Source organism: Paenibacillus sp. 01T47, assembly GCF_056398245.1.
On sequence record NZ_JBFTPA010000003.1, the window covers coordinates 229707 to 244539 of the forward strand.

The following is a 14833-nucleotide window of genomic DNA, read 5'->3' on the forward strand; positions in this document are numbered from 1 at the left end:
AATTTGGTTCGCGAAGTCAGGAAAATTGACATAAATTGAGTAATTTTGCGTAGTCAATTGGTAGTAGAGAAGCTATAATAGAAATCGAATACCATTTTGATTTTTTTGGGAGTGATAGGCTGATGGGTGGATATACGGTTATTGCGGATTTGGAAGCCAGCATGCTGCGCTTGCTACGTGATCATCTTACGCCTGACCCAGTGCCGCGTCCCGAGTTGATCGGAATGGCTTCGCCCCGGGATGCAGGCGATCTAGCTCTTTCCTTGTTTTTGTTCAACGTTAAGGAAAATGGCGAATCTCGCCGGACGGGCATGGTGGATCGTGGAGGTGTGCTTCAGTACCCGCCGCAGGCGCTTGATTTTTATTTTTTAATGACAGCGCATTCGAGTGCGAATCGATTAACGCGTGCATTGGACGAGCATCGGATATTAGGTCGTGCTATGCAGGTCTTTTATGATAATGCCGTGCTCAGCGGTACATATCTTGAAGGCACGCTTGCTGAAGGAAACGGTGCGATAAGGATGAGTCTAGTCAGCATGGAAGGCGAAGATTTACTGAAGCTTTGGCAGTTCGGTGATACGCCGTACAAGCTTTCTGTCGTCTATCGCGTAGGCCCAGTCATGCTCGATTCGAATCGTGTGAAGCCGGTTTCGCGAGTTGTCGAGCGTCATATTGTGCTTGAGGAAAAGGACGGTGGCTAATATGTCACACCATCGTTCAACGAGGGTAACTCGCTGCTCGCTTGTTGTATCGCCAGTTGACGTATGGACAAGAAGGCTGCTTGCACCTTCGGCGTTATCCGTTTCACTTGAGGGCATTCATAAGAAACCCATTCGGAAGTCTGACGGGACCTTTCTGTTTCTTGATCTTCCCTCTGGCAGCTATGTGCTCTCCGTTACCTCATCTGTATTTATACCCTACAGGAAACAGATTGAAACCGCTTCTATTTCAAAATTATACCCAATGATTACAGTACCGCTTTTGCCTAGTCCCAAATATGCTTATCCTGCAGATTCGACAGCTGTCACCTTTGAGTTATGTGATGCTGCTAGCAGACCTTGTGCTGATGCTGAGGTTTGGGCTTACATATGCGAGGATGCCGCAGCACGAGGTAGAATTATGCAAGATTCGCTGCTTGCTGGTGCAGATACAGCAGCAGTGGGGCAGTTGCAGGGACAGACGGTTGCAGGCGAGAGCTTACTGCTTCGCGGTCAAGGCAATGAGGAGCTTGTGCGTGTAGCTGAGATTTTGCCCGGCAATGGACTGCGATTCGAGCAGCCATTGCAGGAAAACTATCGAAGAGGCGCGCTATTATTGCCTGCTGTTCAAACGAGCAGTGCAAATAACGGTATCGTTATTCTTCCATTCCGCGGCATATTGCCCACCAGCTTTCCTATCAAAGTGTTTGCAATGAATGAACATGGCAGCGCTGCGACCGAGTTGACGGCGCAAGCGGGTAAAGTAGTATCAGCGCAGACTTTAGTCCTTCTGTAGGATTAACTATTCTGACGCATTCCAATTGGTCTTGGGGTTGACGCGGGAGAAATATGCCTGCCATTACCTAATACATAAATAGATTCAGAGAGGAGATCACACATGGCTGAGTATTTATCGCCAGGCGTCTATGTGGAGGAATTTGAGAGCGGCGCCAAACCACTGGAAGGTGTTAGTACGAGCACAGCGGGCTTTATTGGGCTTGCTGCTCGCGGACCAGTCGAGGGTTTACCGCAGCTTATTACAAGTCCAGCTGATTTTGGACGTGTATATGGTTCCTATTTATCTGAAAATGCTTTTGGCTCATACCGTTTTCTTGCACATGCGGTTAATCAGTTTTTCACAAACGGAGGCTCCCGCTGCTTCATTTCCCGGGTAGCGCCGTCAGATGCCAAAACAGCCTCTAACGAAGCTCAGAAGGATGCGGTTCTCTCCATTACCGCCAAAAATCCAGGCGCTTGGGGCAATCAAATTCGTGCTGTTGTTGTACCTGCAAGCAAAGCAAAAACACCGATCTTTGAAGCAAGCGAAGGCAATCGTTACCGCGTGAAAAACGCTGCTGGCTTTTATGCTGGGGATGTGGTCGTTTTTACAAATGGTACAGAGAAGCAATACAACCGCATCATTTCTGTTCATGATCAAGTGATTGAGCTTGCAGAAGCACTTAGCGGCGATGTCGTGGATACGGCTCTAGTTCCAACTAAAGTACTAAGCTCCTCGGAGTTTACGATTAACGTGCTTTACGGAACAGAGTCGGAAACCTACGAGAAAGCATCACTAAATCCAGAGGCTCCAAACTATGTGGAGAAGCTGGTATCCCGCTCGAATATCGTAAGCGTACAAGTACTAAAGGCATCGGAAGAGAGCATTGCTCCGCTGGAGCAAATTGCTGGTTCTGAGCTTGCCGTATTTGAAATTCTGCTTGCGGGCGGCAGTGATGGTTCTGCTGCGAGCTTGTCGGCTGCTGATTTTATCGGCGAAGACTTTGGTCCAGGCAGAAGAACAGGTATCCAGTCGTTTATCGACAACGATGTTGTAAGCATCATGGCGATTCCAGGTGTAACCGATCCTAACGTACAGCTGTCGCTGGTTGCTCATTGTGAAAGCTTGGGAAGCCGCTTTGCGATTCTTGATCTTCCTCGCGAAGTAACGAAGGTACAGGATGTGCTTGCTCATCGTGATTTGTTCGATTCAAGCTATTGCGCACTGTATAATCCATGGCTGCAAGTGTTTGACCCGCTCGACAAACGCAATATTTTCATCCCGCCATCTGGTACAATCGCTGGGGTATATGCTCGTTCTGACACGACACGCGGCGTACAAAAGGCACCTGCCAACGAAACGCTTCGCGGTGTAGTAGGCCTAGACGTTCAATATAACAATGGCGAGCAGGATATTCTTAACCCAGCAGGCGTCAACTTGATTCGTGCTTTTACAGGTCAAGGCATTCGCGTATGGGGCGCTCGTACATGTTCATCCAATACACTTTGGAAATATATCAACGTACGCCGCTTATTCATTTTCATCGAAGGTTCGATCATGAATGGATCAAGCTGGGTTGTATTTGAACCGAATACCGAGCAGCTATGGGCCCGGGTTCAGCGCACGATTGACGCATTCTTAACTCGTGTATGGCGTGACGGAGCATTGTCCGGTACAAGCCCGTCTGAAGCATTTTATATTGAAATTGGACGTTCAACGATGACACAGGATGACATCGACAATGGACGATTGATTTGTGTAATCGGCGTAGCGCCGGTGAAACCAGCTGAATTCGTCGTATTCCGCATCACGCAAAAAACAGGTTCGGAATAGTCATTAGCTTCCATATCGAATAACGGAAGGGGATCCACATGCCAGGAGATCGTATTGATCCATATCGCAATTTTAGATTTCGTGTAGAAGTAGAAGGTCTTGAGCAAGCAGGATTTAGCGAGGTTTCCGGTTTTGAGGCAACCTTTGATGTGGTCGAATACCGCGAGGGCAACGAGGTTATTACACCTCGCAAGCTTCCAGGCTTAATCAAGTACGGCAACATTTCACTGAAATGGGGCACGACTGAATCGATGGAGCTGTATGATTGGCTTCAAGAATGCGCCGAAGGAACGATTGAGCGCAAAACGATTACGATCATCGCGCTTGACGAAGAAGGCGAAGACGTGGCTACTTGGCAGGTTATCGAAGCTTGGCCTGTTAAATATACTGCGCCTACCTTCAATGGTACCGGCAATGATATTGCGCTAGAGCTGATTGAATTCGCTCATGAGGGTTTAACGCGCACCGCATAGAAATGAGTAATTAAAGCTGGTTTATGGCGAACAAGGGAGGTCAGCAGGCGAGAAATCGTTTGCTCCTCTCTTGTTTTCCGCTTTTCTAGAAATTGATTCTATTTTACATATTGGAGTGATGACCGGATGGCGTTTCAAACGGAATATGAATTTGAATTGCCTCGCGGCTACGTGGATGATCAAGGCAATCTCCACCGGCGGGGTGTTATGCGGCTTGCTACAGCAGCTGATGAAATTTTACCGATGAAGGACCCGCGCGTACAATCCAACCCTAGTTATTTGACCGTTATTTTGATGGCTAGAGTGGTAACGAAGCTTGGGGACGTTAGGCATATTGATACGAAGCTAATCGAGAAGCTGTTTACGGCAGATCTTGCTTATTTGCAAAATCTATATCGTCAGATTAATGACTTAGAGGCGCCTAAGGTGCTTACGGCTTGTCCGAAATGTGACCACGAGTTCGAGGTGGCTGTCGATTTTTTGTCCTTAACGGAAGCTCTCTCTTAGGTTATCCGGTTGACCGGCTGTACGAGGAGGTAGGCTTCGTCGCGTATTATTTTCATTGGTCGCATGACGAAATTATGAGCATGGAGCATGCAGAACGCAGGCGCTGGTGCGACGAAATTTCCAAAATAAATCGCAAGATGAACGATGAATCAGATAGCGGTAAGAAAAATATTTTCGACGTTTTTGGAAAGAGGTGACGCGGCGCTATGGCAGTCATGAAGGGGCAAGAGAAAGGTCGCTTTCACGATGTAGCTACCACATTCAAGTTTTGGGTGGAGCTCGATGACATTTTTGTTGCAGGGTTCTCTGAGGTTTCGGGACTTGAGGCAGAAACAGAAATTGAGGAATACCGTGAAGGCGGAGTGAACGGCTATGTTCATAAGCTGCCGATGGGCGTTCGGTTCCCAAATCTCGTGCTGCGCAAGGGCATGACTAAATCGCCTGCTCTTTGGAGCTGGTACGAAAGCACAATAGATGGAACGATTGACCGCAAAACGGGTGCGATTGTGCTGCAATCTGCTGACGGAACAGAATTTGGACGCTGGAGCTTCTTTGATGCTTATCCGGTGAGGTGGACCGGGCCGCATCTGAATGCGAGCACGAGTGACATTGCGGTTGAAACGATAGAAATTATTCATAGCGGTTTATATGGCGATTTTCAGAAGTAGGGTTGTGCATGTAGTCAAACGTTAATGAATCATAAAATGCAAGTTGAACGGGAATAGGAGGATGCACCGGTATGAAACGAATTTTGGACCGTATGGGCAAAGCTGCGACAAAGCAATCAACGTCGGTTCAGCCGTTTGCCGGAGGCATCTTAAATAAATATAAGACAGGCACAGGACGCAAAATATTTGAGCGGGTCGCTATGTCGCATGTGATCAAAAATGAACCGACCATTACTCAGCAAACGCTGCATGTGCAAGTCGTAGCACCTAAAGCAGCAGCACCAAATAACGGCTACAATAAAAAAACGCCGCCTAGTCCAGAGCGCAAGCCTGAGCGCATCATGATGCGCGAGCGAGTAACGGTAGAGCGTGAAACGATCGTATTCAGAGATGTGACACATATTATCAAAGAACTAAGAACGATAAGAGAAATAGCAATAGCACAGCCTGTTCAAGGGAAAGAAACGAATGATGGAGCACTCCACAAAACTGGCATTACGAAGCAGCTAGATGAGATTGTTAACAGCAGTATAATTACGAACAGAGTCAAGCATGACCATTCCAAACGAATAATCCCGCATGTTTCGCAGATGCCTACTCAACCATTGAAGGCAGAGCAGCAGGCGGATTACTATAAATGGCTGCAAGCCAAGCTTCAACCCGGTATTGTCATTCAATCGCTTCGCAAGCTGGATAACCTTAATAAGCCGCTGGCGAAGGATCGAGCTCAGCTTAAGTCTAACCTCAAGCAGGCTAACGATTCTGGCGCATCATTGAGCAGGGTGCCTTTGCAGCTTACGAATGCACGAAGAGCAGTCGTTTCACAGGAGCAGCGGGAAGCGGAGAAGAGAAGCTCCGCTGCGGGTAAGGTTCTAAGTGAGGCTGGGAAGAGAGCCGAAGCGGTGAAGCTGGAGCAGCGGGAAGCGGAGAAGAGAAGCGCCGCTGCGGGTAAGGTTATGAGCGGGGTTGGGAAGAGAGCCGAAGCAGTGAAGCTGGAGCAGCGGGAAGCGGAGAAGAGAAGCGCCGCTGCGGGTAAGGTTATGAGCGAGGCTGGGAAGAGAGCCGAAGCGGTGAAGCTGGAGCAGCGGGAGGCGGAGAAGAGAAGCGCCGCTGCGGGCAAGGTTCTAAGCGAGGCAGGGAAGAGAGCCGAAGCGGTGAAGCTGGAGCAGCGGGAGGCGGAGAAGAGAAGCGCCGCTGCGGGTAAGGTTATGAGCGAGGCAGGGAAGAGAGCCGAAGCGGAGAAGCTGGAGCAGCGGGAAGCGGAGAAGAGAAGCGCCGCTGCGGGCAAGGTTCTAAGTGAGGCTGGGAAGAGAGCCGAAGCGGCGAAGCTGGAGCAGCGGGAGGCGGATAAGCAGAGCGCCGCTGCGAGTAAGGTTATGAGCGAGGCTGGGAAGAGAGCCGAAGCGGAGAAGCTGGAGCAGCGGGAAGCGGAGAAGAGAAGCGTCGCTGCAGGAAAGGTTCAAAGTGAGGCTGATAAGAGAGCCGAAGCGGTAAAGCTGGAGCAGCTAGAGACAGCGACACACACGTTTCGTACGCTCTCGAGTAGACAGGACGATGATGTGTTACCGCAAGAAGATCGTGCAAAAGGAAAAAAACAGCTAGAGCTAAAGCATCGTAATCATCAAAAACATATCTCCGAGCAAACGGAGATGTCGCAAGAAGCAGCACCAAATGGCAAGGAAGCGGATGTACAATCAAATGCCTCCGCGAAAAAAACGAATCAACTGAATCGTTTGGCAATGTCAAATGCAGAAACAGAAGCTGCAGCTATCCAATCAAGTATCAAGGTAACCGCTAGCAAGATAACAGATGTTAATCGAAATAGGCTTCAGCTACTAGTATTGCAGCGCAAGCCGCAGCTTTTGAACGAATTAACTGAACGGAGCAGCCAATCAGCGATTGCTGCCAAACGTCTCATTCATCGAGCGAATCGTTCACAGTCGGATCAGCCTCGAGAGGTCGATAATGATTCAACTGTAAATCTGAATAATAGCAGCATGATTAATCCAGTCGTGCCTTCCCATAAAAAAGAGATTAAAGCTAATCCAGCTGATATTTCATCGAATGTAAGCAGCTGGAAGCAAAATGAAACAAAACCTAGCAGTGCTGCTACTTCAATCCATAAAGCAAATGCAGTACAAGCAGGGATATCAGCTGATGGATCTCAACGGTTTATACCGTCAAGGACATTATCAAATGCTCTTGCAGAAGCAGCAAGAATAAGGAACCGGATTATGGCTTCGAGGCCTGCCCAGATGGTTTTGCGACGTTTTGAACAGAAACAGCCTGCGCAGAGCGCAGAGCCAGTGCTAAGGCAGGATGCAAGCAAGGCATCCGAAGCTACCGCCCTAAAGAAGCCTCCAACTCAGCTCAACTATAAGCATAAAGCTGCAACGGATCATAATCCGGAAGGGAATATACGTGCTCAAAGTCGCCGTGCTATTTTACATAAACGAACAATCGTACGAGAATCGCAAACCTTAACTCATGATGCGAATTTCATTCAAGGCGCTTCTGCTAGTGCCAGTCGAACAGACGCGAGTGCGAGATCCGAGAATCTGTCTAAAATGGCAGAATTGAAGCCAAGCGAAGAGGCTGGTTTAAATACGGGCTTGGCACCTGTTACCGTTCGCGGACAATTAATTGCGAGAGCTGCGAATAATAAGAAGACGTTATTGAAAAACGGAGCATCACTGTCGCATAAGCGGCGAGTGATAGCGGCAAATCATGAAGCGAGCATCATCGCTATACTTCAGAATGCAATACAAGGGAAAAGAAAAGGGACAACAATGCCTAGTCCTTTTCCTCCTGCCAATGCTGGAGCAAAAGTAGATTCAGTTTCTCCTTTAGTAGGAAGAACGGTTCATCGTTTTGCTGCTGAATGGCTCCCATCTGAAGCGATTAAAACCTCAGCATATGCGGTTGAAAACAATAATATTAGGCAAGCATCCACTTCATTAGTGCGAAGGCTAGCGGAGCAGCAGACTTCTCCAAACACAAAGCCAAGCACTAGCGCTGAAGCGAAACAAAAGCCGGTCGAATCAAGACTAGTTCAGCGGCAAGTCCGTAAAAATAACAGTACCTCGGTAAATAAAATAGAAAAAACATATGGCGCTGAATCATTAAATGATGTGGCGAATAAAGCAACACAAACGTTGGCTAACCGCTTTGAAATGTCAGCCGAAGCTACGGAATCAGCGAAAGCTTCCGCATCCATGCGCGCGTATCCAACACTAAGCGTGCACAAGCAGACAGAATCAGGAGACATGAAGCTGTCAGCTCCTGCTCTCCCTATTGGCGAGAGAAATAAACGCAGTGGACAAACCAATCCTGTGCATCGTCAAACGTTAATGTCATCTTTCTTGAATAGCGGATCCAGAGCAGGAGTGACTCCATTCCGAACGATTCAAAGACATTCTGGCTTCGCCAATCTTGCTGCAAAAGCATCCATAGAAAACAAGCCGATGCTTAGCGGACTAACATCGGTTGTAAAAGCCGGCAATGAGCCTAGTTCCCTTCAATCTAGCGGCACAATTGGCGATCAAGTAAGGCTTAGTTATACAGCAGCTGCCCGTCATCGTAATACAGCTGGCCAAGCTGCACCTAGCGGAGTAGAGACGAACGCTGCTTCATTTGTTGAACGAGGCGAGATGCCCACACTTTCGCATCATAAACCAAGTGGGCCCGCTGCACAGGAGCCGCCGCGTCAGGTGAAGGTGGAAGCGCCTCGCGAGCTGGACCCTGTGCAGCTGCAGAAGATGATTATGAAAATGCCGCAGTTGCATCCAGAAGCTATTGCGGATCAAGTATATAAGGCGTTGGAGCGAAAGATGAAGCTGGAGCAGCGAAGAAGAGGCTTCTAGAATGAACAGATTTGGAGGGGACATCGAATGGCATTAAGCAAAGCGCAGTTTTGGATCTTTCGAGCGAAAGAAACCGAGAAGGTAGATGTGCTTTTTAACCCGACTGATTATGAGATGGAATCCGGAAATCAATATGCGGAGAAGGAGATTGCGGGGCTGCAAACCCCGCTCTCCCAATTTACGAGCGGTGAGCGGACAACATTGAAGCTGAATTTGTTTTTTGATACGTATGAAGCGGGCATTGACGTTCGTACCTATACTTCCAAAATCGTGGGCATACTCGATGTTGACTCGGATTTGCATACGCCGCCGACCTGTAAATTCATTTGGGGCTCGCTTGATTTTAAAGGTGTTATTACAAGCATTACGCAGAAATACACGATGTTTCTGGAAACCGGCGTCCCTGTTAGGGCATCCTTAACGGTCGATATGCTGAGCTCGCAAACGATGAAGGAACAATACCAAGAAATTCCGCGTCAATCTGCCGACCGTACGAAGCAAAAGACGGTCAAGCAAGGGGATCAGCTGTGGTCAATAGCGGCTGAGGAATACGAGGACCCGGGAGCATGGCGCCATATCGCCGAAGCGAATGGGATTGATAACCCCCGTATGCTGTTATCCGGAAGAAGCTTGACGATTCCGAGATTGGAGTGAAAACGTGGCTGCAAACTCCTTTGAGGATTTGGAATCCAAATATGGTGATTTTAGCGCACCTGAGGTTGATATTTTAATAGAGGGTCAATTGATCAAGCTTTCGAACATGGCCGTAGAATGGGTTGATGTCGAGCAAACGACGGATGCACAGGCGGATATTGCCAGGTTTTCGATTTCTAATGGCTATATATGGAGCGAATCCCGTATGCAATGGGTAGGCACAACGATTGCGGTAGGCAAGAAGGTGCAAATCAAGCTTGGTTACGCAGATAAAAAATCGCTTGTATTTGATGGAATCATGACAGGCTATACCATTGATTATCCTTCAAACGGCAGCCCAAGCATTGTCGTAACGGCGATGGACCGCTCTTTTCTCATGATGAAGACGTCACACTCTAAGGTGTGGAACCAAATGAAGGACAGCGATGTCGTTCGGCAAATTGCCGGAAATTATGGTTTGTCTGTCGATTTGGACGATACGGGCGTCACCAAAAAAACGATTGAGCAAATCGGGGTGAGCGATTATCATTTTGTCCGCTCGCTTGCGATGGATAACGACAGGCATTTCTATGTAGAAGCATCCAAGCTTATTTTCAAAAAACCGAAAACATCAGGAGCGCCGCTTATTACGCTGAAATATGGGAAAAACCTCGTTCAGTTCACACTGACGGTGGATGCTTCCAGTCAGACTTCACAAGTCAAAGTTCGCGGCTATGACGTCGATAAGATGCAAGCGATAGAATCCGTAGCCAGCTCGGTTACGATTATTGGTACGAACACCAAAAGCGGCCCAAGTGTAGCAAGCATGCTCTCTAATCAAAAGATGGAGGTCGTATACACGCAGGCAGCATCGCAGGACGAAGCGCAATCGCTTGCGAAGGCGATGCTGGATCGTATTTCCCGCGAGCTCGTGAGCGGTCATGGAACTTCGATTGGTTTTCCAGAGCTGAAGCCAGGCGAATTAATCAAGATTGAGGGTCTCGGCAGCGACAAGCTGAATCAACTGCTGCGATTGACGAAGGTTACGCATCGACTCGACGCAACGGATGGCTACATGATTTATTTTGAGACGGAGGGGAATGCGATATGAGTACGATGTATCCTGGTTTTTTTGACCAGCATCAGCGCTCCATGCAATCCGAGCAGCTGTCCGGAGTGTGGAATGCAATCGTTACCGACAACAAAGACCCGGATAAGCTTGGCCGCGTAAAGGTGAAGTTTCCACTGCGCGAAGGCGAGCTCCAGACCGATTGGGTGCGCGTTGCGACTTTAATGGGCGGGAACGACATGGGCTCTCTTTTTTTGCCGGAGGTGAATGATGAGGTGCTTGTCGCCTTCTTAATGGGGCGGCTGGATCAGCCGATCGTCATTGGCTCTTTGTGGAGCAAGAAACAAAAGCCGCCTGCGCCGAACGACAAAAACGATATTCGCAAAATCAAGACGAAAACCGGGCATGAGATTACGTTTGATGATACGAGCAGCGCAGGCACGGTTACGATAAAAACGTCAAAAGGCCATCATATTACGTTTGCCGATAAGGATAAGACGATTACGGTTGAAACACAAGACAAGCAGCAATCGATCAAGCTGGATGAGATGGGAAAGAAGGTCACCATCAAATGCGGTTCAGCGTCTACGATTGAGATGAGCGCGCAAGGCGATGTAAAAGTGACGGGCTCAAAATCGGTTACCGTAAAAGGCGCTCAGGTGAAGGTGGAGGCGGATGCAACGCTCACGCTTCAATCCAATGGCATGCTTGAGGTAAAGGCTAACGGCATTTTGTCGCTGAAGGGCGCGATGGTTAAGATCAATTGATGGCTGAGGGAGGCTGCAGCAGATGTCGGCATCGTTTTTGGGGAAAGGATGGAAATTTCCCGTTCAGGTAGACGCAACAACCGGCCGTATTCGCATGGCGGAAGGCGAGGATGACATTGAAGAGTCTATCCGAATTATTATTCGAACGTCGAAGGGCGAGCGATTAATGCGTCCTGATTTTGGCTGCGGCTTACGGGATTTTGTATTTGGCACAACGGATGAGACATCGCTTAGACTCATTGCCAGTGATGTGCAGGAAGCCATTCGAATTTGGGAGCCGAGAGTAAAGGACGTAGAGGTAGAGGTGAAGCCTGATCGGCAAAATAACGGCCGTGTGCTAATGAGCGTCTCCTATGCGGTAAGATCCACAAACAATCTTTTTAATCAGGTGTTTCCTTTCTATTTAGAGGAAGGAAGCAAATAACGGGAGCGAGCAACGTGATGAAGCACGGGGGAAGAAATGGCGGTGACAACCGTCCGCCAAAAATCAATCATAATAACTTATCCTCTTTTATGGCTCAGTTAAAGGAGATGGCACCTCATTATACGCCGGAGTGGCGATTCTCGCAGGAGGAGCCTGATGCGGGGACGGGACTTGCCTATTTGACCGCTGAGATGCTGGAGGATACGGTTAATCGGCTTAATCAGGCGCCGCTCAATCATTTCCTTGCTTTCCTCGATCTTATCGAGGTCAAGCTGCAGCCGCCTCGTCCAGCCCGGGCGACCGTTGTGTTTCAGCTGAGTGAAGGAACGGTCGACCCCGTTTATTTGCCAGCAGGCATTGCATTGACAGCCCCTCATCCTGACGGCGGCGAGCCGCTCGTATTTGAGACGGAGAAGGTGCTGCTCGCTACACCAGCGAAGCTGATGGAGTGGATTAGTGTAAATCCACAAAAGGATCATATTGCTACTGCAGCACTGGACTATGGAGAGCGATTGAAGAGCGGCCTAGCTGAGCCAATCAGCTTGTTCGATACCAGCTCTATGCCAAATGAGCAGGAGCATACGCTTTATATTCGGCATGACGATATCTTTCTAGTAGATCGGCCAAGCCGATTTTACATAAATGTTCACCACACCGAAAAACGTTACTCTGAGCCAGAGCTTGCGGCCTCGCTCGCATCAGAGTGGGTGGAATGGACGTATCCATGCAATGGGGAATGGGTGAAATTTGATTCCGCAACGGCTGCAGGCAGCATGGTCGTATTATATAAACAGCGAGCTGGAAAGCTGGAGCTCACTGAGCATGAAGGAATAACTGGCCGCTGGATCAGGTGTACCGTGAAACAGCTGCAAGGCGCTGCCTCTCCTCTGCTTAACAAGCATTTGGAGATGGATAAAATAAGGCTTCGTGCGGCACATGATGCGGCCGGCGACAATGTTGGCATTGAGCCAGGCGCATTATATTTTAATGATACGGAGCTCTTGAAGGATGGGTTTTACCCGTTTGGAGAACATTTTGTTCCTTATTCCGTTTTTTATTTATCGTGTGAAGAGGCGTTTAGCAAGCGTCAAAGCAAAATCAAGCTGACCTTCTCTGCGAGGGCGATACCGAGTAGGCTCAGAATGGCGCAGGATCCCGAAGTAAAGTGGAAAATGGTCATGCGGACTTCCGATTTTGATGAGAAGGATCCGCCGCGCGTATGCATCAGAAGTGTTCAATGGGAGTATTGGGATGGCAGCAATTGGGGCCGGCTGCCCGGCAGCGAGCAATTCGGAACATTGTTTGCCGAGCTGCCGGAGCAGAGTGAACGAAGCTTTACATTGACGTTCAACTGTCCTGACGATATGGCGGAAACGTTCGTAAATGGTACGTCTGATTATTGGATTCGGGCACGCGTGCTGCAGACTGATCCCATTATCGCGCCAGTCGTGGAATATATGTCACCTTGGCTCGCACAACCTGTACTGTCCTATGCCCATGCCTCGCAAAGCTTATTTAAGCCAGAGCATGTCTACACAAGAAGCAATATTGACAATCGTGATCGAACGCCTTCTGCACAACATGGCGGTCAGTCCTTTAAGCTGTTTGAGCAAATTCCAGCAAGTCATCCTGCGATGTATGCTTCCTTTAATGCAGCGCCGTTAAAAGGTCCCATTCGTCTGCATATTGAGCTGGAACGCAGGTTTACAGCCAGCAATCAACCGCCGTGGGTGGAGTGGGAAGCGCTTTGCTTGGAAGCAGGCCGCTACCTTTGGCAGCCGCTGAAGGTGGTGGACAACACTGAGGCATTTACGATAAGCGGAGAGCTGCAATTTGTAGGTCCATCTACGATGGCGCCAGCTCGCTTATTCGGGCATGAGCGTTATTGGATACGCGCAGTCAATCGTGATGGCTCGCTCGGAGATTCCTTTCCGGGCAATCCTGTAGCCTCAAGCATGCATCTGAATGCTGTTTCGGTCAGGCAGCAGGTTAGTCAGGAGAAGGAGCTTACGATTCCTGCGGATGGCTTTGTACAGCTAGCACCTACGGCATTCATTGAAGAAGAGGTGTGGGTAGATGAGCTTGCACATTTCACGCCAATGGATCGAGTGAAATGGTCTGACTCCGAGCCTGAATATTATATGCTGCAAAGAGACGGTGACGGTAATGACCAACGCTTCTGGGTGAGATGGCAGCCGGTCGTTTCGCTTGCAGAGTCTGGCTCAATTGACCGTCATTATTCACCGGACCACGCAGGCGGAATGCTGCAATTCGGAGATGGCATCCGCGGGAAGCTTCCTTCCTCTGATACGGCGGAAACGGTGCGCGTTCGCTTTAAGACTACCGCGGGCGCAAACGGGCATGTCGATGCCGGGCAAATAACGGGGATGGTGCTTCCATTTGCATTCGTCAGCAGCATCAGCAATCCGGCTCCTTCAATTGGCGGCGGTGATGCGGAACGGGTAGAGCAAGTGCTCGTAAGGGGACCGCAGCGGCTTAAGCACCGCGGACGGGCAGTTACCGCAAGCGACGTAGAATGGATTGCTAGAGAGGCATATCCGCAGATTGCAAAGGTGAAATGCTTAAGCAATCGAAATGCAAGGCTGGAGCGCTCACCTGGCTCCATGGTTGTGGTTGCTTTCCCAGCGGGCGGCTTGGAAAGCGCTGCTCAGTTTCCAGAGCTGCGCAAAGCAGTGGAGCGTGAGCTCATGCTGACAGCATCCAGTCTGGTTTCCTTGGGCGGTGCTATACGGGTCATCGAGCCGGCTTATTTGGAAGTGTCCGTGCATGCAACGGTGGCATCCCAGTCCGTGGATGATCTGCTTCCACTAGAGATGGCTTGTACAGCCAAGCTGAATGCGTTCTTACATTCGGTAACTGGAAATGTTGACGGCAATGGCTGGAATATTGGAGAAACGCTGCATGTGTCAGTGCTTCACTCTCTTTTGCATGCTGTCCACTCGCTTTTATATATCGAACGTCTTTATTTACATATTGTCAAAATAGAAAATGGAAATCGTACCGAATGGGATCCCGGCCGGATGAATGAGGTTATTCATGGCATTGTCGTTAATGGCAGCCATAGCATAACGGCTTTCCCTGGACCGAAATAAGAGTTCC

The 14833-nt window shown here is 49.1% G+C and carries 13 protein-coding genes; all 13 read left to right on the forward strand.

The window, feature by feature from the left end; all coding sequences use genetic code 11:
• Positions 1 to 122 precede the first annotated feature (122 nt).
• The 13 genes from AC1DOV_RS08445 to AC1DOV_RS08505 all read left to right on the forward strand — a co-directional run bounded on the left by AC1DOV_RS08445 (position 123) and on the right by AC1DOV_RS08505 (position 14826).
• The gene (locus AC1DOV_RS08445; protein ID WP_339207668.1) at positions 123 to 701 is read left to right on the forward strand and encodes a Pvc16 family protein; all 579 of its coding nucleotides are present in this window, start codon (positions 123 to 125) and stop codon (positions 699 to 701) included.
• Positions 694 to 1494, forward strand: coding sequence for a peptidase associated/transthyretin-like domain-containing protein (locus AC1DOV_RS08450; RefSeq protein ID WP_477549693.1), 801 nt, complete (start codon positions 694 to 696; stop codon positions 1492 to 1494). Before AC1DOV_RS08445 ends, AC1DOV_RS08450 begins: the two co-directional genes overlap by 8 nt.
• 102 nt (positions 1495 to 1596) lie before the next feature.
• Positions 1597 to 3309, forward strand: coding sequence for a phage tail sheath family protein (locus AC1DOV_RS08455; protein WP_430057590.1), 1713 nt, complete (start codon positions 1597 to 1599; stop codon positions 3307 to 3309).
• Between the two features lie 38 nt (positions 3310 to 3347).
• Positions 3348 to 3782 carry a phage tail protein gene (locus AC1DOV_RS08460; protein WP_076267913.1) on the forward strand — a complete coding sequence of 145 codons (435 nt, stop codon included), beginning with the start codon at positions 3348 to 3350 and terminating at the stop codon, positions 3780 to 3782.
• Between the two features lie 126 nt (positions 3783 to 3908).
• On the forward strand, positions 3909 to 4289 hold the full coding sequence (locus tag AC1DOV_RS08465; RefSeq protein ID WP_028611985.1) for a hypothetical protein: 381 nt from the start codon (positions 3909 to 3911) through the stop codon (positions 4287 to 4289).
• A gap of 17 nt (positions 4290 to 4306) precedes the next feature.
• Positions 4307 to 4486: a DUF6760 family protein gene (locus AC1DOV_RS08470; RefSeq protein ID WP_076267912.1), complete on the forward strand. Its 180-nt coding sequence runs from the start codon at positions 4307 to 4309 to the stop codon at positions 4484 to 4486.
• Between the two features lie 9 nt (positions 4487 to 4495).
• A complete protein-coding gene (locus AC1DOV_RS08475; protein WP_256710880.1) occupies positions 4496 to 4957 on the forward strand; it encodes a phage tail protein in 462 nt (153 codons plus the stop codon).
• Between the two features lie 71 nt (positions 4958 to 5028).
• Positions 5029 to 8820, forward strand: coding sequence for a hypothetical protein (locus AC1DOV_RS08480; protein WP_477549694.1), 3792 nt, complete (start codon positions 5029 to 5031; stop codon positions 8818 to 8820).
• A gap of 27 nt (positions 8821 to 8847) precedes the next feature.
• Positions 8848 to 9474 carry a CIS tube protein gene (locus AC1DOV_RS08485; protein WP_076267910.1) on the forward strand — a complete coding sequence of 209 codons (627 nt, stop codon included), beginning with the start codon at positions 8848 to 8850 and terminating at the stop codon, positions 9472 to 9474.
• A 4-nt stretch (positions 9475 to 9478) separates the two neighbouring features.
• Positions 9479 to 10564 (forward strand): phage late control D family protein, encoded by a 1086-nt coding sequence (locus AC1DOV_RS08490; RefSeq protein WP_076267909.1) that lies wholly within the window; start codon positions 9479 to 9481, stop codon positions 10562 to 10564.
• The gene (locus AC1DOV_RS08495) at positions 10561 to 11289 is read left to right on the forward strand and encodes a phage baseplate assembly protein V (RefSeq protein WP_477549695.1); all 729 of its coding nucleotides are present in this window, start codon (positions 10561 to 10563) and stop codon (positions 11287 to 11289) included. The genes AC1DOV_RS08490 and AC1DOV_RS08495 overlap by 4 nt, the downstream gene beginning before the upstream one ends.
• 22 nt (positions 11290 to 11311) lie before the next feature.
• The gene (locus AC1DOV_RS08500; RefSeq protein WP_076267908.1) at positions 11312 to 11713 is read left to right on the forward strand and encodes a GPW/gp25 family protein; all 402 of its coding nucleotides are present in this window, start codon (positions 11312 to 11314) and stop codon (positions 11711 to 11713) included.
• 14 nt (positions 11714 to 11727) lie between these two features.
• Positions 11728 to 14826 carry a baseplate J/gp47 family protein gene (locus AC1DOV_RS08505; protein ID WP_477549696.1) on the forward strand — a complete coding sequence of 1033 codons (3099 nt, stop codon included), beginning with the start codon at positions 11728 to 11730 and terminating at the stop codon, positions 14824 to 14826.
• Positions 14827 to 14833: the final 7 nt, after the last annotated feature.